This window comes from Pseudomonas marvdashtae (assembly GCF_014268655.2).
GTDB classification, from domain to species: domain Bacteria; phylum Pseudomonadota; class Gammaproteobacteria; order Pseudomonadales; family Pseudomonadaceae; genus Aquipseudomonas; species Aquipseudomonas marvdashtae.
The window spans coordinates 2,442,888-2,463,366 of sequence record NZ_JABWQX020000001.1 but is presented as its reverse complement, the minus strand read 5'-3'; the positions used below and the strand labels follow the sequence as shown (position 1 = coordinate 2,463,366).

The 20,479-nt window shown below is 62.7% G+C and carries 11 protein-coding genes; 5 read left to right on the top strand and 6 right to left on the bottom strand.

Going from position 1 to position 20,479, the window contains the following annotated elements:
• Genes fabF through HU742_RS11035 form a run of 3 tightly spaced genes read right to left on the bottom strand, consistent with a single transcriptional unit; the run spans position 1 to position 5,452 of the window.
• A complete protein-coding gene (gene fabF, locus HU742_RS11045) occupies positions 1 to 1,287 on the bottom strand; it encodes a beta-ketoacyl-ACP synthase II (protein ID WP_186642514.1) in 1,287 nt (428 codons plus the stop codon).
• Positions 1,284 to 4,346 carry an efflux RND transporter permease subunit gene (locus HU742_RS11040; protein ID WP_186642513.1) on the bottom strand — a complete coding sequence of 1,021 codons (3,063 nt, stop codon included), beginning with the start codon at positions 4,344 to 4,346 and terminating at the stop codon, positions 1,284 to 1,286. The genes fabF and HU742_RS11040 overlap by 4 nt, the downstream gene beginning before the upstream one ends.
• On the bottom strand, positions 4,343 to 5,452 hold the full coding sequence (locus HU742_RS11035; RefSeq protein WP_186642512.1) for an efflux RND transporter periplasmic adaptor subunit: 1,110 nt from the start codon (positions 5,450 to 5,452) through the stop codon (positions 4,343 to 4,345). Before HU742_RS11035 ends, HU742_RS11040 begins: the two co-directional genes overlap by 4 nt.
• Positions 5,453 to 5,672: 220 nt before the next feature.
• On the opposite strand from HU742_RS11035, the gene HU742_RS11030 reads away from it, so the two are divergent.
• Positions 5,673 to 7,148: an efflux transporter outer membrane subunit gene (locus HU742_RS11030; protein ID WP_186642511.1), complete on the top strand. Its 1,476-nt coding sequence runs from the start codon at positions 5,673 to 5,675 to the stop codon at positions 7,146 to 7,148.
• A gap of 54 nt (positions 7,149 to 7,202) precedes the next feature.
• On the opposite strand, the gene HU742_RS11025 is transcribed toward HU742_RS11030, so the two are convergent.
• From HU742_RS11025 to HU742_RS11015, 3 genes are all read right to left on the bottom strand, one after another.
• Positions 7,203 to 7,823 carry a TetR/AcrR family transcriptional regulator gene (locus HU742_RS11025; protein ID WP_186631708.1) on the bottom strand — a complete coding sequence of 207 codons (621 nt, stop codon included), beginning with the start codon at positions 7,821 to 7,823 and terminating at the stop codon, positions 7,203 to 7,205.
• Between the two features lie 134 nt (positions 7,824 to 7,957).
• Entirely contained in the window at positions 7,958 to 9,364 is a 1,407-nt protein-coding gene (locus HU742_RS11020) for a diaminobutyrate--2-oxoglutarate transaminase (RefSeq protein WP_186642510.1), read from the bottom strand.
• A 119-nt stretch (positions 9,365 to 9,483) separates the two neighbouring features.
• On the bottom strand, positions 9,484 to 11,541 hold the full coding sequence (locus HU742_RS11015; RefSeq protein ID WP_186631702.1) for a TonB-dependent receptor domain-containing protein: 2,058 nt from the start codon (positions 11,539 to 11,541) through the stop codon (positions 9,484 to 9,486).
• 248 nt (positions 11,542 to 11,789) lie between these two features.
• Between HU742_RS11015 and HU742_RS11010 the strand changes: the two genes are divergently transcribed.
• The 4 genes from HU742_RS11010 (at position 11,790) to HU742_RS10995 (ending at position 20,440) form a co-directional block, all read left to right on the top strand.
• A complete protein-coding gene (locus HU742_RS11010) occupies positions 11,790 to 12,767 on the top strand; it encodes a TauD/TfdA family dioxygenase (protein WP_186631699.1) in 978 nt (325 codons plus the stop codon).
• Between the two features lie 7 nt (positions 12,768 to 12,774).
• Positions 12,775 to 16,203, top strand: a complete 3,429-nt coding sequence (locus HU742_RS11005; RefSeq protein ID WP_186642509.1) for a condensation domain-containing protein — start codon at positions 12,775 to 12,777, stop codon at positions 16,201 to 16,203.
• Positions 16,204 to 16,220: 17 nt separating this feature from the next.
• Positions 16,221 to 17,267 carry a TauD/TfdA family dioxygenase gene (locus HU742_RS11000; protein WP_186642508.1) on the top strand — a complete coding sequence of 349 codons (1,047 nt, stop codon included), beginning with the start codon at positions 16,221 to 16,223 and terminating at the stop codon, positions 17,265 to 17,267.
• Positions 17,268 to 17,377: 110 nt separating this feature from the next.
• Entirely contained in the window at positions 17,378 to 20,440 is a 3,063-nt protein-coding gene (locus HU742_RS10995) for a non-ribosomal peptide synthetase (RefSeq protein ID WP_186642507.1), read from the top strand.
• Positions 20,441 to 20,479: the final 39 nt, after the last annotated feature.

Below are 20,479 nucleotides of genomic sequence, written 5' to 3'. Positions count from 1 at the left end.
TCAGTCTTCCCAACGGCGAAACAGCACGCTGGCGTTGACGCCACCAAAGCCGAAGCCATTCGACAGCGCATGGGTGATCGGCATTTTCCGAGCTTTCAAACCAACCAGATCGAGCCCGCTGGCCGCCTCATCGGGATGAATCAGGTTCAGCGTCGGTGGCACGACCTGGTCGCGCAGCGCGAGGACGGTGAAGATCGCTTCAATGCCTCCCGCCGCTCCAAGGAGATGGCCGGTGGCGGATTTGGTCGACGTGATCGCCACGCCCGAGCCGGTGCCAAATACCGCGCGAATCGCCGCCAGTTCACCGGCATCGCCGACCTGGGTCGACGTCGCGTGGGCGTTGATGTGCTGCACTTCGGCGGGGCTGACCCCAGCCTGGCGCAGCGCCTGCTCCATGGCGCGCCGTGCGCCGTTGCCATCCTCCGGCCCGGCCGTCAAATGATAGGCATCGGCGCTGGTTCCATAACCCACCAGCTCCGCCAGCGGCTTGGCGCCACGGGCCAGGGCGTGTTCCAGCGATTCGATCACCAGCAGCCCGGCGCCTTCGGCCATGACGAAACCGTCACGCTCGCGGTCGAAGGGCCGCGAAGCTTCTTGCGGGCGCTCGGCGAACCCCGTCGACAGTGCGCGGGCCGCTGCGAAACAACCCAAGGTCACACGGTCTATCGCCGCTTCGGTGCCGCCGCAGATGGCGATGTCCGCCTCGCCACTTCGAATGAGCCTGGCGGCATCACCGATGGCCTGCACTCCGGCAGCGCAAGCCGTGACAGGCGCGCCAAGCGGCCCCTTGAAACCATGCCGGATCGACACCTGCCCGGCCGCCATGTTGGCCAGGAAAGCCGGGGCGGTGAACGGCGACAACCGGCGCGGGCCACGACTGTCCGTGGTGCGCACGGCCTCGGCAATCGTGGCGAACCCACCCACGCCCGAGGAAATGATCGTCGCGGTCCGCTCTTGATCGATGGCATCGACGGGATGCCAGCCCGCTTGTTCGAGGGCTTCGTGAGCGGCCACCAGGGCGAACTCGATGAAGCGATCCATCTTCTTGCGGTCCTTGGGCGCGATGAGACGTTCCGGGTCGTAGCCGGCAATCCCATCCTCTTCGAGGGAAGGCACCTGCCCGCCAACGGCAACGCCGGTTCCTTCGACGATGTCCTCGGACAGGTTGCGAATCCCGGAATACCCAGCCAGCAGGCGCTTCCACACTTCTTCCACGGCACAGCCCAAGGGGCCGACAATACCGACGCCAGTGACGATGATGCGTGTTTGATCTTGGCGATTTTTCATGAAGCCCTCTTCGTCTCAGGACGGATCTTGAACCAGATGGAATACATCGCCGGCAGGAACACCAGCGTCATGATGGTGCCGACGAGCGTGCCGCCGATCAGTGTGTAGGCCAGCGTCCCCCAGAACACCGAATGGGTCAGCGGAATGAACGCGAGGATTGCCGCCAGTGCCGTGAGCAGCACCGGACGGGCCCGTTGCACCGTGGCCTCGATCACCGCGTGGAACGGATCGAGACCTTCCTTGTCGTTCTGATGGATCTGCCCGATCAGGATCAACGTATTGCGCATCAGAATGCCCGACAAGGCGATCAGGCCGACCAGCGCGTTGATACCAAACGGCTGGTTGAAGATTAGCAGGGTCGGCACCACGCCGATCAAACCCAGCGGTGCGGTGAGGAACACCATGATCATCGCCGAGACCGAACGGACTTGCAGGATGATGATCAGCAGCGTCATTGCGACCATGATCGGAACCAACGGGACGATGGCCTTGCCGGCCTTGCCCGATTCTTCGATGGCCCCCGCTTGCTCGATCCGGTAGCCGCTGGGCAGCCTGTCGATGACCGGTTGCAGTTGCTTGAAAATAGCACTGGAAACGTCCGGCGGTTGCAGGCCTTCATCGATATCGCCGCGCACGGTCATGGTGGGTGTGCGATCACGACGGCGCAGGATCGGGTCCTCCATGCGCACATCCACCTCGCCGACCTGGGACAGCGGGATCCGCTGTCCCGTCGCGCCCACCAGGGTGAAGCCTTCTATCTTGGCGGGATCCAGACGAATATCCCCGGCGGCGCGACCGACCACCTGCACCGACCGAATGTCTTCGCGGACCGCCGTGATCGGCACCCCTGCGAGGAGGAACTGCAACTGCTGCGCAACCGCGTTGGAGGTCAGCCCCACGGCCTGCAAACGGTCCTGATCCAAATTGAAATGCAGGGTTGGCACCCGCGGTCCCCAGTCGGTGTTGACGGTCCGCATCAACGGGCTCGCCTGCATGACGTCCTGGACCTGGCTGGCGATCTCGCGCAGTTTCGCCGGGTCAGGCCCCATCACGCGATACGCCACCGGGAACGGCGAATACGGGCCGAACACCAGTTGGGTCACCCTCACGCGCGCTTCCGGTGCAAGCCCTTCGGCGACCGCTTCACGGAGACGGAACTTGAGGGCTTCGCGCGATTGCTGGCTGTCCGTCAGCACGACGATCTTGGCGAAAGACGGATCGGGCAGTTCCGGCGCCATCGCCAGGTAAAAGCGCGGTGCGCCTTGGCCGATGTAGGCGGTAACGATCTTGGCCTCGTCCTGTTTTTGTAGCCAGGCTTCAACCTTGGCGACGGTGGCGCTGGTCTGCTCGATGGACGTGCCATAGGGCATCTGCACTTCCACCAGCACCTCTGGCCGATCCGAGGTGGGGAAGAACTGCTTCTTCACCAGGCTCATGCCGAGGATCGCCACCACGAATGTCGCGATCACGGTACCGGCCACCCACCATTTGCGCGCAATGACCCGCGTCAGTACCCGACGAAAGCGGTTGTAATGGCGGGTGTTGTAAATGGCCGCGTGGCCACCTTCGACCTGTTTGATGTCCGGCAACAGTTTCACGCCCAGGTACGGCGTGAACGCCACCGCGACCACCCAGGAAGCGATCAGTGCAATGCCGACGATCCAGAACATGTTGCTGGTGTATTCGCCAGCGGTCGATTGCGCGAAGCCGTTGGGCATGAAGCCGATGGCGGTCACCAGCGTGCCGGACAGCATCGGCGCAGCCGTATGACTCCAGGCGTAGGCCGAGGCTTTGATCCGGTCGTAGCCCTCCTCCATTTTCACCACCATCATTTCGATAGCGATGATCGCATCGTCCACCAGCAGCCCGAGCGCGAGGATCAGCGAACCAAGGGTAATGCGGTCGAAGTTCTTGCCGGTGGCGGCCATGACCACGAACACCACGGCCAGCGTCAGCGGTACCGCCGCCGCGACCACCACACCGACGCGCCAGCCCATGCTGACAAAACACACGATCATCACCACCAACAGCGCGACGAAAAACTTGACCATGAACTCACCGACGGCCGAGTCGATGTTCACTGACTGGTCGGTGACCTTGCTCAGCGTCATGCCCAGCGGCATGCCCTCGTTGATCGAGTTCGTCTCCGCGTCCAGCGCTTTGCCCAGGTCCAGGCCATTCCAGCCCTCGCGCATGATCACACCCAACAACAGCGCCTCTTCGCCGCCGTTGCGCACCAGGAACGTGGCCGGGTCTTCATAACCGCGCTCGACGGTCGCCACGTCCGAAAGCTTCAGCGAGCGTCCCAGGACTGAAATGGGCGTATCACGAATTTTCTGCAGCTTGTCGAAGGCACCATCCAGGCGCAGGAAGACCTGAGGCCCGGCGGTTTCGATCGAGCCGGCGGGCGTGAGCATATTCTGGCTGTTCAGGGCGGCGAAAATCTCTTGGGGCGAAACGCCCAGCGTCGCCAGCCGATCATGGGAAAAAGACACGAAGATCCGTTCGGGCTGCTCGCCGATGATGTTGACCTTCTTCACGCCCGGAACATGCAGCAGCCGTTGGCGCAACGCCTCGGCGTCGCGGACCAGCAGTCGCTGCGGTTCGCCCTTGGCTTTGAGGGCAAACAAGGCAAAGGTCACATCGGAGAACTCATCGTTGACCATCGGCCCGATGACACCGGCCGGTAGTTTGATAGCCTCGTCGGCGAGCTTCTTGCGCGCCTGATAAAACTCTTCCTGCACCTGCGACGGTGGCGTGCGGTCGACCAGCGATACCATGGTGAACGCCAGCCCCGGGCGGGTATAAGTTTCCGTGCGGTCGTACCACTTCAGTTCTTGCAGGCGTTTCTCCAGCGGCTCGGCGACCTGGTCCTGCATCTCCTGGGCCGTCGCGCCCGGCCATGCGGTAATCACCGTCAGTTGCTTGACTGTGAACGGTGGATCCTCGGCGCGCCCAAGCTGGAAGAAGGCCAGGACGCCCGCGACAGCGATCAGCAACAGCAAGAACACGGTAATGGAGCGCTCGCGGACGGCGAGCGCCGAAAGGTTGAAGCTCATGGGCGATTCCCCGCGACGTTCACATCGCCCGGCGGAGCCAGCCTCACCGCTTCTCCTTCACGCAACAGATGGGCGCCCAGCGCGACGATCCGCTCGCCCATTTCCAGGTCGCCCGAGACTTGTGCGGCATCGTCGCTCAAGGCGAGGACCTGGACGGGACGCCAGGCAACTTTCGCCGGCTCTGCGGTAATGACCCACACACCGGTGCCTTTGCCCGAGTCGAGAATGGCGGCAATCGGCACTTGCAGTGCTTGCCCTGCTTGAGCGCCCTCGGCGATCCGAAGCGTCACCGTCGAACCCAGCGGCGCGTTAGCCAGCGCGCCCTCTAGCACATACCGCGCCTCGAAGGTACGCGTCACCCGATCGGCCGAATCCGACAGCAGCCTCAGCTTGGCGCTCACCACCTGCTTGGCGTTGCCATAAAGCGTCGCCTGGGCGGAGGAGCCTGCGGCCGGCCGCAGGGTCTCGGGCAACTGCACGACGGCTTCGCGCTGTCCGGCCCGCGCGAGTCGGACCACAATTTGCCCAGGACTGACGACTTGCCCGGGCTCGGCGAGCGTTTCCATCACGACGCCGTCCGCGTCAGCAAGCAGCACGGCGTAGCCGGAGGCATTGCGAGCCACGTCGGCCTGCGCCTGGGCGGCACTGAGCTGCGCCTTGGCGGTATCGGCGGCGGCCTTGATCTGGTCGTACCCCGAAGCGGAAATAGCGCCGGCGGCGACCAGGTCGCGGTAGCGCGCCTCGTCATCAGCGGTCTGCTTGGCCCTGGCCCGAGCGGCGGCGACAGCCTCCTGTTGCGCCCGCGCCTGCAACCCCAAGTCGATCGGGTCCAGGCGCATGAGCGGCTGTCCCTTTTTTACACTCTGGCCGGTATCGACCAGACGCTCGAGCACCTTGCCCGACACCCGGAAACCCAAGTCGCTCTGAACCCTTGCCGTGACGACACCGGAAAATGTACGAGAAGTCGCGGACGAGCCCTGGACTTCGGCAACCCTCACCAACGGCGCAAGCGTGCGCGGATCATTCGCGGTGGATGACTCGCCACACGCCGTCAGGACGAGTGGCAACAAGCAAGCGGCAAGGGTGACGGATCGGTGCCGGAACATAGGGTCCCTTACTTGAATGGATAGGATGGGAATCGCATTCTCAGTCCAGTGACCATATCTGTCAATCGTCACTACCTCCCGTACCGAATCCCTTCACTCACCCACAGTCCGGTGGCACCAGACAATCAAACTGCACTTTCTGCAAGCTAAGAGAAGCCGGATTGACAGACTGTGACCACAACGTAATATGGTCACATCCATCCCAGCCCAAGGAACCTCAATGCCACCCTTGCGTCCCATTGCCCTTTTGATGAGCGCCAGCTTGATGGCGGGCTGCGCGGTCGGCCCGGACTACCAGCGTCCCGAGGTCCCACTTTCGAGTCGGTACCTGGGTCAGTCTTCGGTCGAACATTCCTCGCTCGAACAGAGCTCCGCGAGCACACCGGCCAACTGGGCCGCCTGGTGGGAAGGCTTTGATGATCCCACGCTCAACGGATTGGTCGTCCAGGCTCTTGAACAGAACCTGGACCTGGCACAGGCCTCGGCGCGACTCACGCAGGCACGGGCGGGCCTCGGCGCCGCCAACGCCGCTTTACTACCGTCGGGAAACATCAGCGGCCAAGCCGCGCGCGCTTATCAGTCGGTGGAAACGCCGCTCGGCCAGGTGTTGGACTCAACGCCCGGTTTTGACCGGTACGGAAGTTCCTACGAACTCAACCTCGGCGCCAGTTGGGAGATTGACGCCTTCGGCGGCCTGCGACGCGGACGCGAAGCGGCATTGGCCGATTACCAGGCGTCCGAGGCGGGCGTCGCCGCCACGCGACTCGCCGTCGCCGCGCAAATTGCCGACACCTACATCACCTTGCGCGGATTGCAGAGCCGACTGGACATCGCGAACCGTCAAGTCAGAACGCAGCAAGACCTGCTGGAAAAAGTCCAACTGCTCTACAGCAAGGGCCTTGCCGCCAGCTATCAGGTCCGACAGACCGAAGGGCAATTGGCACAAGTGCAGGCCACGGTTCCGATATTGCAGACTGGGCTTGATGCGGCCATGAACGCAGTCGATGTCCTGCTCGGTACACCGCCAGGCACCCATCGCCCGCAATTGGCTGCACTACGGGATATTCCTCTTGCCCCGCAGCTAACGGCAACGGGAACACCGGCCGACCTGCTGCGGCGCAGGCCTGACCTGATGGTCGCGGAGCGGCGCCTCGCGGCTTCCAATGCGCGCATCGGCGAGGCCGTCGCCGAGTACTATCCGAAGTTCTCCCTCAGCGCCTTGCTCGGCAGCGCCACGGCGGTGTCCGGCGGCAATCTTTTCAGCAGCGGCGCCAGCCAGTCGGCGGGTGTGTTGGGCCTGCGCTGGAGGCTTTTCGATTTCGGCCGAATCAACGCTCAGATCGATCAGGCAAAAGGCCAGGAGGCCGAAGCGCTGGCCGCTTATCGCCAGTCCGTATTGCGCGCCACCGAAGAAGTCGAAAATGCCTTCAGCGCCTTGGTCAATCGGGAAACCCAGGCGACCACCCTCGCCCAGGGCGAAACGGCATTGACCCAGGCCCGGCAGTCATCGTTCGTTGCCTATCAGAAAGGCACCGCCAGCCTGATCGATGTGCTCAACGCCGACGACACGCTGCTGCGCACCTCCGATGCCCATGCCCAAGCACGAACGGAGTCGGCACGGGCGGCGGTCGCGGCATTTCGGGCGCTAGGTGGTGGCTGGCAACCGCCTGAAGAGCTACCCGTAGCGACAAGGTGATTGATTTCCAGAACAGTCACTTTTTCGCGACGTGAGCGGCCCTTCAGCCAACGTTCAGGGCATCAGGCTGCGCAGGATGAGATTGGAGGTGAGCGTGGGGGCTTGCTCGACGAAATCGAGGTTGTATTGCAGCAGCAGCGGATTGACGAATGGCCGCAGGGCCAGGTGAATGGCATCTACGGTTTCGTCCAGCGGTGTCTTGCGCTCGAACTCGCCGAGCTCACGCCCTTCGCGGACAATCTGCAGCACGAAGCTTTTGATCTGCGCGTTGTAGACCTGCGAACTGGGCCAGTGCTCCGAGGCCGAAAACGCCGCGATGTCATAAAGTTTGCGGTCGTTGAAGAACAGGTCCACCCCAGTGGCCACCACGGTCTTGACCAGCCGACGAAAACGCTCCGTTGCTGACAGGCCCTCTTCGTTGATGGCCTTCTCGACGGCCGCAACGATAGTCGACAGGCAATTGGCACAGATGGCTTCGCCGATCGCCTGCTTGGAATCGAAGAATTTGTAGATGTACGCCTTGGAAAAGCCGATGGCCTTGGCCAGGTCGGAAACCGTGGTCTTGCCATAGCCATACTGGCTGAAATGTTCATTGGCTGCCGCGACGATCTGATCTCGAATGTCGTGATCGACTGGGCCGCGAGCGCCGGGGGAAATAACTGATGGCTGGTTCATGGGGGCAGCTTACGCATCCGCAAGGTCGGTGACAACTCATGACCCATGCAAGATATCGTCACTAACAGCGATGCAGAATTTGCTCGGCAGGACTGCCGACTCAACGTCGGCCGCCTGGAAATCAACGAAAAAAACTAGCTGATCGAGCGAGCTGCCTGAAACAGTATCTGCGCAACGAAATCGATTTCCTCTTCGGTAATGATCAGCGGCGGCAGGAAGCGCACAGTTGCGCCGTGACGCCCGCCAAGCTCAACGATCAAGCCGTGCTTAAGACAGGCTTGCTGGAAGGCCTTGGCCCGTATCGAGTCCGCCGGTGGATGGCCCTGCACGTCGGGGGCGCCTTGTGGGTCGACGATTTCCATCCCGAGCATCAGGCCGCGCCCACGCACATCGCCGATCCAGGCGAACTCGTTTTGCAGCGCCTGCAGTTGGTTGCGCAAGTGGGCGCCCACCGTTTCGGCGTGCTGGACCAGGCCTTCATCGCGGATGAAGCGCAAGGTCGCAGTGCCCGCCGCCATCGCCAGCTGATTGCCGCGGAACGTGCCGGCGTGAGCGCCCGGCTGCCAGACGTCAAGTGAGTCGTTATACACCATGACCGAAAGCGGCAAGCCGCCTCCGATGGCTTTGGACAGGGTGATGACGTCGGGCGTGATACCCGATTGCTCGAACCCGAACATCCGGCCGCTACGGGCGATGCCGCACTGGATCTCGTCGACGATCAGCGGGATGCCATGAGCCTGGGTCAACCGGCGCAGCTCCTGCAGCCAACGGTCCGGCGCGGCGATCACCCCGCCCTCCCCTTGGATTGGTTCCAGGATCATTGCCGCCGGAGCAGTTACGCCGCTTTCCGGATCGTTGAGCAAGTGCTCCAGGTAACGGACATTCAGCGTAACGGCTTGATCGCCCGCTACACCAAATGGGCAGCGATAATCGTGAGGGAATGGCAAGCGCTGCACACCCGGCATCAAGGCGCCTAGGGCATTCTTTGGTGACAGGTTGCCGCTGATGGCCAAGGTGCCGAGGGTCATCCCGTGATAAGCCCCCTCGAATGCCAAGACCGAATGGCGTCCCGTGGCGGTACGGGTCAGCTTGAGCGCGGCCTCGACCGCATCGGCCCCACTCGGGCCACAGAACTGGATGCGTGCGTTACGCGCGAACTCGCTGGGCAGGCAGGCGAAAATTTCCTGGACGAATGCGTCCTTCACCGGCGTCATGAGGTCCAGTGTGTGCATCGGCACACCGGCAGCCATGACCTGCGTGATAGCTTCGATGATTACCGGGTGGTTGTGCCCCAGCGCCAGGGTTCCGGCACCGGCCAGGCAATCGACGAATACTTGCCCCCGGCTGTCTTGCACATAAATGCCATAGGCCCTTTCAAGCACCAGGGGAATGCGCCGCGGGTAACTGCGGGCGTTGGACTCCTGCTGTTGCTGACGCTCCAGCAGCGGCGTCGGATCGAGGCAGTATGGGCTCGACAGACCGGTATGCAACAGGCGTAGCTGTTGCGCGCCACCTGCTGTGACATTCGAAGAAGCACTCATGATTTCCTCCATGGAGGCTGGGTTTGGAAGGGACAAACAGCCTGGAACAAACATCCGGGAGCAACAGGCCGGGCGCGGGAAGATTGCCTTCCCGCGCCCGCGGGTTTACATGTCGTAGCTTACATGTCGTAGCGAAGGATCATCCCCACCGTGCGCGGTGCGCCGACGTCGATGATGGTGTCGTTGCGGTTGTTGGTGACGTATTCCTTGTCGAACGCGTTCTTCACGTAGGCGGACACCGCGACGTTCTTGGTGACTTTGTACTCGGTATTGAAGTTCACCAGCACGTAGTTGTCGCTGCGGCGCTCACCGGTGACGTTGCCGCTGGCATCGAACTCGTACTCCGAAGGCGCGGCGCTCTGGTAGACAACGTCCGTGCCGAATATCAGACGGTCGTCGAAGCGATAGACACCACCCACCGACATCTTGTACTTGGGCGAATAAAGGAACGATTCGCCGCTCATGTCCTGACCTTCGCCGGTGACGAAATCCTTGTATTTGCCATCGGTGTAGGCACCACCGACGTTCAGGGTCAGCTGTTCGGTAAGGTCTTTTTCGACGAAGACTTCCAGACCCTTGATATCGCTGCGGCCCGCATTGTAGATGCGTGCGAAGCTAGCGCCCCTTTCCAGAACACTGACTTGCTGATCTTTCCAGTCGGTGTAATACAGGTTGGCACGGGTACGCAGCGTCTTGTCGAAGAACGAGCCACGGTAGGAAAGTTCGTAGTTAGTAGTGTATTCCGGATCGTAAGCTTCATGACCGCCACCGGCTCGCACGTTGACGCCACCGCCACGATAGCCTTTCTGCACCATGAAACCGAGGTATTGATCGGTGGCCAACTCGTAATCGACACCGAGCTTCGGCAGTACCGCGTCAAACGACTTGCTGACTTTTCCCGAACTGGAAAAAGCGTCCTCTTCGATGTCAGTGTCGTTGGTCTCATGGTCATAACGAAGGCCGGTGATCAATGTCCAGCGCGGAGCAAACGTCCAGTTGATTTCGCCGAATACAGCCTTGTTTTCAATCTTGGTATCACCCTTGACCGTAAATAGATCAGCGCCGGACAACAAGCGGTCATGGAAGTTATTAGTGCTACGACCGTAGTACGCACCAACGAAGCTTTTCACCGTGTCCGAGGCGTAATTCAGGCGCAACTCCTGGCTAAACAGGTCGCCGTCCTGTTTGCGAAGAATGACATCGTTGGCTAGAGCGCTCTGGTCAAAATCCAGTCGAGCGCTATAGTCCGAACGGGTATTGGCGGTCATGCTCGTCAACGTCCAAGCATCGTTCAGCCGGTAGTCAATCTTGGCGCTCAGCGTATCCTGCTTGAGGTTGTCGAAGGCCTTGGTGTTGGACGAGATGTCGTAATAGCTCGGCTTGCCGTTGACGCGCATGGTCGAACGGTCGCCCTGACGGTGCTCGCTGTGGGCGTAGGTCAGCAGGACGTCGGTGTCATCATTGGGCAGGATCAGCAATTTGCCGCGTGTGTTGCTGGTGCGACGCGGGTTGGCGTCATCATTGAGCGCAGTGTTGCGGATGTAACCGTCACCTTCGCCATAGTCCACCGCGATACGCCCGGCGATCTTGTCATCGACGATGGCCCCGCCTCCGGCCACGGCCGCACCGCGCTCGCCGTCGTTGCCCACGTTGGTCTGCGCCGAGAAGCTCGGTTCGAAGGTGGGGTTCTTGGTCCGGATAACGACCGCGCCAGCAAGGGAGTTACGCCCCTGGGTGGTGGATTGCGGGCCAAGGAACACCTCGACCTGCTCCGCATCCCAGAGCGGGACCGGGCTGAGGGTCAGCGCGCGGTTCGGTTGCACGGCACCGTCGACATACACCGACACAGCACCATTGAGCGTCGCTGGGCCCTGATCGTCAAAACCGGACACCGGCACGCCACGAATGCCCCAGTTCTCGTTGCCGGCCTGGCTATAGACACCGGGCGTGCGGGCAAACACATCCACCAAGTCCTTGTCGCCGTGCTCGCGCAGATTCTTGTCCGTGACGACCACCACGCTGGACTGGGTCTTCTCGAGGGTGCGGTCGATTTTCTCACCCGAAACGGTGATCGGAGCGAGCTCCATCGCGTTGGACTCTTCAGCTGCCCAAGCACAGTTGGCCAGGCCTACCGCAGACCCTACAGCCAACGCAATTGTATTCTTTTTGAAATTCACGCCCCGCTCCCCTGCGACAGATATTTTTGGTTTTTTTAGCCGGCCTGACCGCCTGTTGGTACCAGCGGAGCGGAGTCTAATCCAAAAAAAAATATAAATAAACAGTATTGATAATCTCTCTCATTTGTACCTAATATGCCGTCTTGTATTTATCCAGATACATTACAGACGAGTCCTACACACCCGACCGCTGCGCTGCTTTCAAGGTCTTGTGACTGGTCGAAGAAGATAAAAGAGGATGCACAAGGATGACCTCAATCGAACACTTGGACGGGCGTCCTGCGCCTATTTCAGTGGCTTCCATGGATGAAGGCGCACCATCGTTGCCCGTCTTGGTACAGGCGGCGCCAGGTCAGTCGATTCACGATCTGGACGCCTCGACTCGCGACAGCCTGCCCCACCTCCTGGCTACGGTTGGCGGGGTTTTGTTCCGCGGTTTTGCCGTTGCCACGCCCATCGATTTCAAGCGCTTCGCCGCCAGCTTCGGTGCACCACTGGCCAGTTACGAATTCGGTTCCACGCCGCGTAGCAAAGTCTTCGCAGGGGTCTATAGCTCCACTGAATACCCGGCCCATCAATTCATCCCTCTTCACAACGAACAGGCGTACACCCGGCCCTGGCCTTCGCGCATCTGGTTCCACTGCATCAAGGCCAGTGAAACCGGGGGCGAGACGCCGATTGCCGACAGCCGCCTGATCTACCAGCGCATACCGGACGAGATCCGCGAGCTGTTCGCCAGCCGCGAGCTGCTTTATGTACGCAACTACAGTGGCGCCCTGGACCTTCCCTGGGAAAAAGTCTTCAACACCCTGGACCGCGCCCAGGTCGAACGCTACTGCCAGGACAACGACATCGAGTGGGAATGGAAAGCCGATGGTGACCTGCGCACCCGCCAGCGTTGCGCCGCGGTGCAGCAGCATCCCGAGACCGGCGAATGGGTCTGGTTCAACCAGGCGCACCTGTTCCATGTCTCGGCCATCGAACCCAGCGTACGCGCCAGTCTGCTGGCGGCAGTGGGTGAGGAGAACCTGCCGCGCCATGTCTATTTCGGCGACGGCTCGGCCATTGCCGACGACATGCTCGATACCGTGCGCGAAGTCTATCGCCAGACTGCCGTCAGCTTCCCCTGGCAGCCCGGCGACATCCTGATGCTCGACAACCGACTGGTGGCACACGGTCGCAATCCTTTTACCGGTGACCGTAAAGTCATCGTGGCCATGGCGTGAATTGAACATGTTTTCCTTCGAACACTGGATCGACGTGCTGGAAGCCAACGCCCAGCTTTTTCCTCAGCACGCCGCACTGCACTTTTTGCCAGACGGCGTCGAGATCGGCGAATCCCTGACCTTCTTCCAATTGCACGAGCAGTCCCAATCCCTGGCGGCCGCGCTGCAAGCGCGCTATGCACCGGGCGACCGCGTGCTGTTGATGCTGCCCAGCAGCCTCGACTACGCCCGCGCCTTCTGCGCCTGCCTGTATGCCGGCCTGATCGCGGTGCCGTTGTTCCCGCCGCCGTCGCGCAAACCGCGTCACCTCGACCGCGTCCGCAATGTAGTGGTGGATGCCGAGCCGGCGCTGATTCTCGCCCCGGCGGAGTATTGCGAAGGCTTGTTGGAACTGGCGGAGGGTCGCGTCGATGTGCTGACCGTCCAGGCTCTTGGCACGCCACCGGCCAGCCAGTGGCTACGCCCGGCCATCGACGGTTCGACCGTGGCCTTCCTGCAATACACCTCCGGCTCCACCGGTTCGCCAAAGGGTGTCGAGGTGCGTCAACGCAACCTGATCGCCAACGTCGAACTGATGCGCCAGGCCTATGGTTTCGATGCACAAGGCGCCATGGTCAACTGGCTGCCGCTGTACCACGACATGGGCCTGATCGGCGGCATGCTGGCGCCGCTCTACAGCGGCATGCCTTGTTATCTGATGGCTTCCCAGACCTTCGTCAATGCGCCATCGGCCTGGTTGCAGGCGTTGAGTCGCTACCGTGCCACCGCCAGTTTCGCTCCTAACTTCGCCTACGCCCTGTGCAACCGGGTGGTCAGCGACAACCTGATCGCGCAGCTTGACCTGAGCGCCTGGAAACACGCGATCAACGGCGCCGAACCGATCCATCCCGGCACCCTGGAAGCGTTCGTCCAGCGTTTTTCCGCCTGTGGCCTCAACCCGTTGGCCATCAGCCCCGGTTATGGCCAGGCCGAAGCGACCCTGTGCGTCAGCGCCACCCCGGCCGACGCGCTGCCGGTGGTGCTGCGCCTGGACAAGTCCGTGCTGGAGACCGGCCGTGTGGCGCTGGCGGCGGCCGGTGCTGCCGCCGTGGAGTTCGTCGCCTGCGGCTACCCGCAAGCCTTGCACAGCATCGCCATCGTCGACCCGCAGACCTATGAGCGCTGCGCCCCTGACCGCATCGGCGAAGTCTGGCTCAAGGGCCCGAGCAACGCCGAATCCTATTGGAAGAATCCCGAGGCCACTCGCGAAGCCTTTGAGGCGCGGATCGCCGGCTCATCGGAGCATTACCTGCGCTCCGGCGACCTGGGTTTCATGCACGAAGGCCAGGTCGTGATCTGCGGGCGGCTCAAGGACCTGTTGATTCTCAACGGGCGCAACCTCTATCCCCACGACATCGAATTCGCCATTACCGACGCCGAGCCGGGCATCCGCACCGGACGCATCGCCGCTTTCTCGGAAATGGACCCGGCACTGGGCCGCGAGAAGCTGGTGATCGTCGCCGAGCCGCAGCGCAAATTCGTTGACCCGGCCCATCACCCGGCGCTGTTCGCGTCGATGCAAAACGCCGTGCGCGAAGCCGCCGACTGTGGCATCGACCAGATCGTGCTGGTGCAAGCCGGCACCATCCCGATGACCACCAGCGGCAAGATCGCCCGTCAAGGCGCGCGTAAACAACTCGCTGCGGGCACGTTGAGCATCATCGCCCAGAGCGGTGGGACCCTGGCCTCGAATGACGAAGCCCTTGACCTTGCCCAGCTCAAGCGCCTGGCCACTGAAACACCGCAACAGGCCCAAATCGCCTGCCGTCAATGGTTGGAACAGACGCTTCACGCGGTCAACCCGTATTTTTCGGCCGACTTCGACCGCAGCCTGATCGGCCAGGGCCTGGATTCCATCGGCGTCGCCGACTTCGCCGCGCGCCTGCACCGGGACCTGGGCTGGAGCCTCGATACCCATGAGTTGTTTGGGGAAACCACCCTCGGACAATGGGCGCTCGCCCTGCAAGGCTTCCTGAATCAACCGGCGCCAACAGCCGAGGTTGCGTCCGTGCAGGCCCGCCTCAGCCAGGCGCATCAATCGTTCGCCCAGCGTCGCCTGTGGTTCCTGCGCCAACTGAACCCGGACGACACGCGCCACAACCTCGTACTGCACTTGCGCTTGCAAGGTCCACTGGACATCGAGACGCTCTCCCTGCGCCTGAACACGCTGGTCGAGCGTCACGGCGTGTTGCGCACGGTGTACCGCGACGGCGTCGATGGCCCGCAACAACAGGTGCTGCAAGCCACGCCTGTAGCGCTGGTCCAGCATGACTTACGTGACCGGAACGAAACCCAGCAACAGCAGGCGCTGAGCCAGCGTTTGGCCGATGAACACGCCACTCCGGTGGATCTGCAAGCCGGCCCGCTGCTGCGCGCGCAGTTGCTCAGCAGAAATGACCAACAACATGACCTGCTGCTGACCCTGCACCACATCGCCTTCGACGGACGCTCGGCGCAAGTGCTGCTGGCGGAGCTGGCCGCTACGGTGGGCGCCGGGCTGCCGGGGCAATACCTCGATTTCGCTCAATGGGAAGCCCGGCACTGGAGTGAACAGCGGATCGCCAGCGAGCAGGACTTCTGGCGTGGATACCTGGCCGACATGCCACAAACCCTGGAACTCGGTGGCAGCGGCCCGGCCCCGGGCGAACACAGCCTGAACTTCAACGTGTCCCAGGCCCGCTGCGAGCGCTTGGCTGAATTGGCCCGCGAACAAGGCATGACCTTGTTCATGCTGCTGCTCGCCAGTTACCAACTGGTGCTCAAGCAACTGGGCGGGCAAGCGCAATTTTTGCTGGGCACCGACGTCAGCGGCCGGCCATTGGCCGAGCACAACGACGTCATCGGTTTCTTCGTCAACCAGTTGACCTTGCGCTGTGACCTGCGCGGCGAACCGACCCTGGCCGATTTCCTCGAGCAGGTTCGCGATGAAGCGCGCCAGGCCTACGCCCATCAAGGCCTGCCTTTCGACCTGGTGGTCTCGGCCCTCGCGCCGCAGCGCCGCGCCGGTCACTCACCGCTGTTCCAGGTCAAGCTCAACTATCAACCGTCGCGGGTGTCCCCGACCGCCATTGCCGGCGCGCAGTTGTCTGCGCTGGACGTGGCCCAGGCACCGGGCGACTTTCACTTGGTGCTCGACCTCGTGCATGGCAGCGAGGGCCTCGCCGCAACCCTCAAGTATCGCGGCGAATACTTCGACCAAAGCCGTGCGTTGCGCCTGCAACATCTGTGGACGTGCCTGCTGGAGCAACTCCCCACCCTGCTGGACGAGCCGCTGCCGGCGCTGGCCGAGCGCATCGGCAGCTGGGACCAGGCCTTTGCCCGTGAGCGGCAACAGTCCCAGGCGCAGGCCGGTCGCAGCCAGATAATGCAAGCCAAACGTCGCTCCTTGTCCCTTTAACCGAGTCGGATGCCGCTATGTCTATCGTGCCCCCATCGCCACGCGCCCTCGGCGCAGTGCGTCGCAAAGCCATGAACGTCTCGGAACAACAGTTGGTGACCGAGCGCCTGCTCAGCCCGGACCACGCCCTGCCGCTGGTGATCGAGCCAGCCGTCAGCGGTGTCGACCTGGTTGCCTGGGCCGCACGGGAACGCGAGTCATTAGAAAAGAAACTGCTGCAATATGGCGCCCTGCTGTTTCGCGGCTTCAACGTCACGTCCGTCGAGCAGTTCGACCAAGTGATCGCCGCGCTTTCCCCTGGCGCGCTGGAATACATGTTCCGCGCCTCGCCCCGGACACGTGTCGGCGGCAATATCTACACCTCGACCGACTACCCGGCCGACCAGATGATCTTTCCCCACAACGAGCATTCCTACTCACCACGCTTCCCCCTGCGGCTGTTCTTCTATTGCCATCTTCCGTCCGAAACCGGTGGTGAAACACCGATTGGCTCGACCCGCGCCGTCAAGGCCAGGATCAGCCCGCAGATTGAAGCGCGGTTCCGGGAAAAAGGCGTGTTATACGTGCGCAACTACGGCGACGGTTTCGGCCTGCCGTGGCAGACCGTATTCCAGTCCGAAGACCGCGGCGAAGTGGAAGCCTACTGCGCCAGCGTCGGCATCGAAGTGGAATGGAAAGACAACAATCGCCTGCGCACCCGTCAACGCGGGCCGGCCGTGGTACGCCACCCGCGCACCGGCGAAGAGGTCTGGTTCAACCACGCCACGTTCTTCCACATCAGCACTCTGCCCGAGCGCATTCGCGATTCGTTGCAAAGCAATTTCAACGACCTCGACCTGCCCACCAACACCTTTTATGGCGACGGCGAGCCAATCGAGCCGCAAGTCCTGGAATCGCTGCGTGCGGCGTACCTCAATTCGTTGGTGCGCTTCAGCTGGCAGCAGGGGGACGTGTTGTTCATCGACAACATGCTCGCCGTGCACGGTCGCGAACCCTTTACCGGCAAGCGCGCCATCATGACCGGCATGGCTGAAGCCCTGCTGTCGAGCGACGTTGCCGTCTGACATTCAACGAGGCCACCCGCCGTGCGCAGGTGGCTTGCCCGACGCATGTCCAGCAAGCCCCAGTGCCTGCGTGGTGACCTGGCGCAAGCCCTTTTCTAGTCGAGATGAACATGAGCGGACTTCAAGGTTTTCGTATTTCCCCGCAACAGGCATCGGTGTATCCCCACATCAACGGCGCGGCGGAGCACCCGTTCAGCTGTCATTTGCAATGGACGTTGTCACAACCGCTGGATCTCGACGCCCTGAACAACCGCCTGCAGGCGTTGGTGGCTGGCAGTGAAATCCTGCGCACGCGCCTGATGCCCGTGGCTGGCCTGCGCCATCCAGTGCAGGTAATCGACGAAACCGCTTCGCTGGCGGTGAACCTCCAAGACCTGCGTCAGCACAGCCGCGCCGACCAGGACGCGGCCTTGGCTCAATTCGCCACCCAGCCTCGCGACTGGACGAACCCTTTATGCGTGACCCTGGTGCGCCTGGACGACGAGCAAACTGTCCTGGACCTGGCCGCGGCCAGCAGCCATTTCGACCTTGCCAGCCTGAAATGGCTGGCCGCTGGATTGCTGCACGACACCGCACCGGACCTATCCGAAACCTTGCAGTACGCCGACTACGCCGAATGGCGCTGGAGCCTGGTTGAAGACGCGCCGGACCACCCGGGCGTGAGCTTCTGGACACCGTCGGGGGAAACCGAACAGGCCACGTTGCAACTGCCCCTCGAATCGACCTTCGGAGAGGGATTTGCGCCGACCCGACTGGACCTGACACTGCCTGCCGCCCTCGCCCGCAATCCGATCCTGACGGCTGATATGCTGCTGACGGCCTGGGCAGCGGTGCTGGGACGACTGGCCGGCCAGCAACAGGTGCCGCTCACCCTGATCCATGAAAGTCGCGGCGCGGAACTGGCGGACACCCTGGGCCTGTTCGAGCAGTGCCTGCCCGTGTGCATCAAACTGGATGCCCAGGCGACCTTGCAGGAACAAAGCGTGCAAATGGCCGTCGCCCTGGAACGAGCGGTTGGCTGGCAGGACTATTACACCGGCACCCTCGATGCCGGATACGCCTTTGCCTGGCGCTCGGGCGATGCCCGGGAACGCCAAGCCAGCGCGGTGATGAACCCGCTGAAGGCGTGCCTGAACGTACGCCAGTTGCCCGACAACCTGCACGCGCAGCTGGTCTACGACCGCCATGCCCTCAGTGCCGAAGCCGCAGGATGCCTCGCCGAGCAATGGCTGCAACTATTGCAAGGCGCCCTGGCTGAACCGCAACGGGCCTGGGCCCAACTGTCCCTGGATGGTGCGCTGCAAGCGCAACTGATCGGCACCGGTGCGAGCGTGCCATCCATCGAACCCGTGACACTGGTGGAACTGATTGCCCGCCAGGTTCGCCAACAACCGGACGCCATCGCCCTCAGCGACCAGCACGGCGACCTGAGCTATGGCCGCCTCAATGCCTGCGCCACCCAGTTGGCCCATCGACTGGTCGCCGCCGGCATCAGCCCGGGAGTGCCTGTCGGCATCCTGTTCGCCCGCAGCAACGCGGCCATTGTCGCCATGCTCGCCGTCTTGAAAGCCGGCGGCGCCTACGTGCCGATCGACCCGACCTACCCGGCCGACCGCCGTGCCTACATGCTTGCCGACAGCGCCATCGCCCACATCGTGGTCAGCGCCGAACTGGCCGACAGTGTGCCGGCCAGTTTGCAGCGTTTCGTGCTGAGTGACCTGACAGCCCAGGATCTCGGCGATATGCCGGCGCTCCCCCTGCCAGACGCGAACGACCTCGCCTACTTGATCTACACCTCCGGCTCTACCGGTGCGCCAAAAGCCGTGGAAATCAGCCACGGCGCGCTGAGCTACTCGACCCAGGTGCGCATGGCCACGTACGAAGCCCCGGTGCGCGCCTACCTGCTGCTGTCGTCGTTTGCCTTCGACAGCTCGGTCGCCGGGATTTTCTGGACCCTGGCCCAAGGCGGACGCCTGGTGTTGCCCGCGCCGGGTGAAGAACTTGAAATGGCCCGCCTGGCGCAGCTGATTGTCCAACATCAGGTCAGCCACGGCCTGTCATTGCCGTCGCTGTACCAGGCCCTGCTCGATCAATTGCAGCGCAGCGGGGAAACCCATCCCCTCGCCTGCTGGATCGTCGCCGGCGAGGCTTGCCCGCCGTCGCTGATCGCGCAACACAGCAAGACCCTGCCACAGGCCCGGCTGGTGAACGAATACGGCCCCACTGAAGCGACGGTCTGGGCTACCTATGAGGTGCTGGAGCCGAGCCGGAACGTCAGCATCGGCCGCCCCATCGCCGGCATGGACCTGCGCCTGCTGAACGAATTCGACACCGCTTGCGCCATTGGCGAACCGGGTGAAATCGTCCTCGCTGGCCCGACTCTGGCCCGCGGCTATCGCAACAAACCCGAAGAAACCGCCAAGGCCTTCGTCACTCTGGCTGACGGCACTCGCGCCTATCGCACCGGCGACCTGGCGTGCTGGTTGGCCGACGGGCGCTTGGCGTTCCTGGGGCGCAAGGACCATCAGGTCAAGGTGCGCGGCTACCGCATCGAGCTGGGTGAAATCGAGCGTCAACTGTGCAACCACAGCGACGTGCGCGAAGCCGCAGTGATCGTCCAGGAACAGGCCGCCGGCAAACGCTTGCTCGCCTACATCTTGGCCGCCCACGGCTACGCACCGGATTCGGAGGCAATCAAGCGCTTCCTCGGCGAGCGCCTGCCGTCGTACATGGTGCCGGCCCTGGTGCTGACCCTGGCGAGTTTTCCGCGCACGCCCAACGGCAAGCTCGACACCCGCCAGTTGCCCGATCCGGACCAGCTCGACGAAAGCGCCCATGTGGCGCCGCGCAACGCCATGGAAACCACGTTGCAAGCCATCGTTGCCAAGGTCTTGAAGCTTTCCACGGTGAGCGTCACCGACAATTTCTTCGCCATCGGCGGCGACTCGATCCTGAGCCTGCAAGTGGTGGCCCAGGCCCACGAGCAAGGTATCGCGCTCTCGGCCAAGCAAGTCTTCGAACGCCAGACCATCGCCGCCATGGCCGAGGTCGCGCAAGCGCTGGACCCGAGCGCCGCCGAGCCGCAAGCCGACAGCACCGAGTTCAGCGCCTCGGGCCTGTCCGATGATGAAATGCAAGCGCTGATGGCCGAACTGAACGAGGCCGACCTGTGAACGGCTCCTTGCGTTGCTACGCCATCACCGTTGCCCCTT

Coding starts and splice junctions, on each gene's coding strand:
- fabF (WP_186642514.1), bottom strand. CDS start 1,287: ATGAAAAATCGCCAAGATCAAACACGCATCATCGTCACTGGCGTCGGT.
- HU742_RS11040 (WP_186642513.1), bottom strand. CDS start 4,346: ATGAGCTTCAACCTTTCGGCGCTCGCCGTCCGCGAGCGCTCCATTACC.
- HU742_RS11035 (WP_186642512.1), bottom strand. CDS start 5,452: ATGTTCCGGCACCGATCCGTCACCCTTGCCGCTTGCTTGTTGCCACTC.
- HU742_RS11030 (WP_186642511.1), top strand. CDS start 5,673: ATGCCACCCTTGCGTCCCATTGCCCTTTTGATGAGCGCCAGCTTGATG.
- HU742_RS11025 (WP_186631708.1), bottom strand. CDS start 7,823: ATGAACCAGCCATCAGTTATTTCCCCCGGCGCTCGCGGCCCAGTCGAT.
- HU742_RS11020 (WP_186642510.1), bottom strand. CDS start 9,364: ATGAGTGCTTCTTCGAATGTCACAGCAGGTGGCGCGCAACAGCTACGC.
- HU742_RS11010 (WP_186631699.1), top strand. CDS start 11,790: ATGACCTCAATCGAACACTTGGACGGGCGTCCTGCGCCTATTTCAGTG.
- HU742_RS11005 (WP_186642509.1), top strand. CDS start 12,775: ATGTTTTCCTTCGAACACTGGATCGACGTGCTGGAAGCCAACGCCCAG.
- HU742_RS11000 (WP_186642508.1), top strand. CDS start 16,221: ATGTCTATCGTGCCCCCATCGCCACGCGCCCTCGGCGCAGTGCGTCGC.
- HU742_RS10995 (WP_186642507.1), top strand. CDS start 17,378: ATGAGCGGACTTCAAGGTTTTCGTATTTCCCCGCAACAGGCATCGGTG.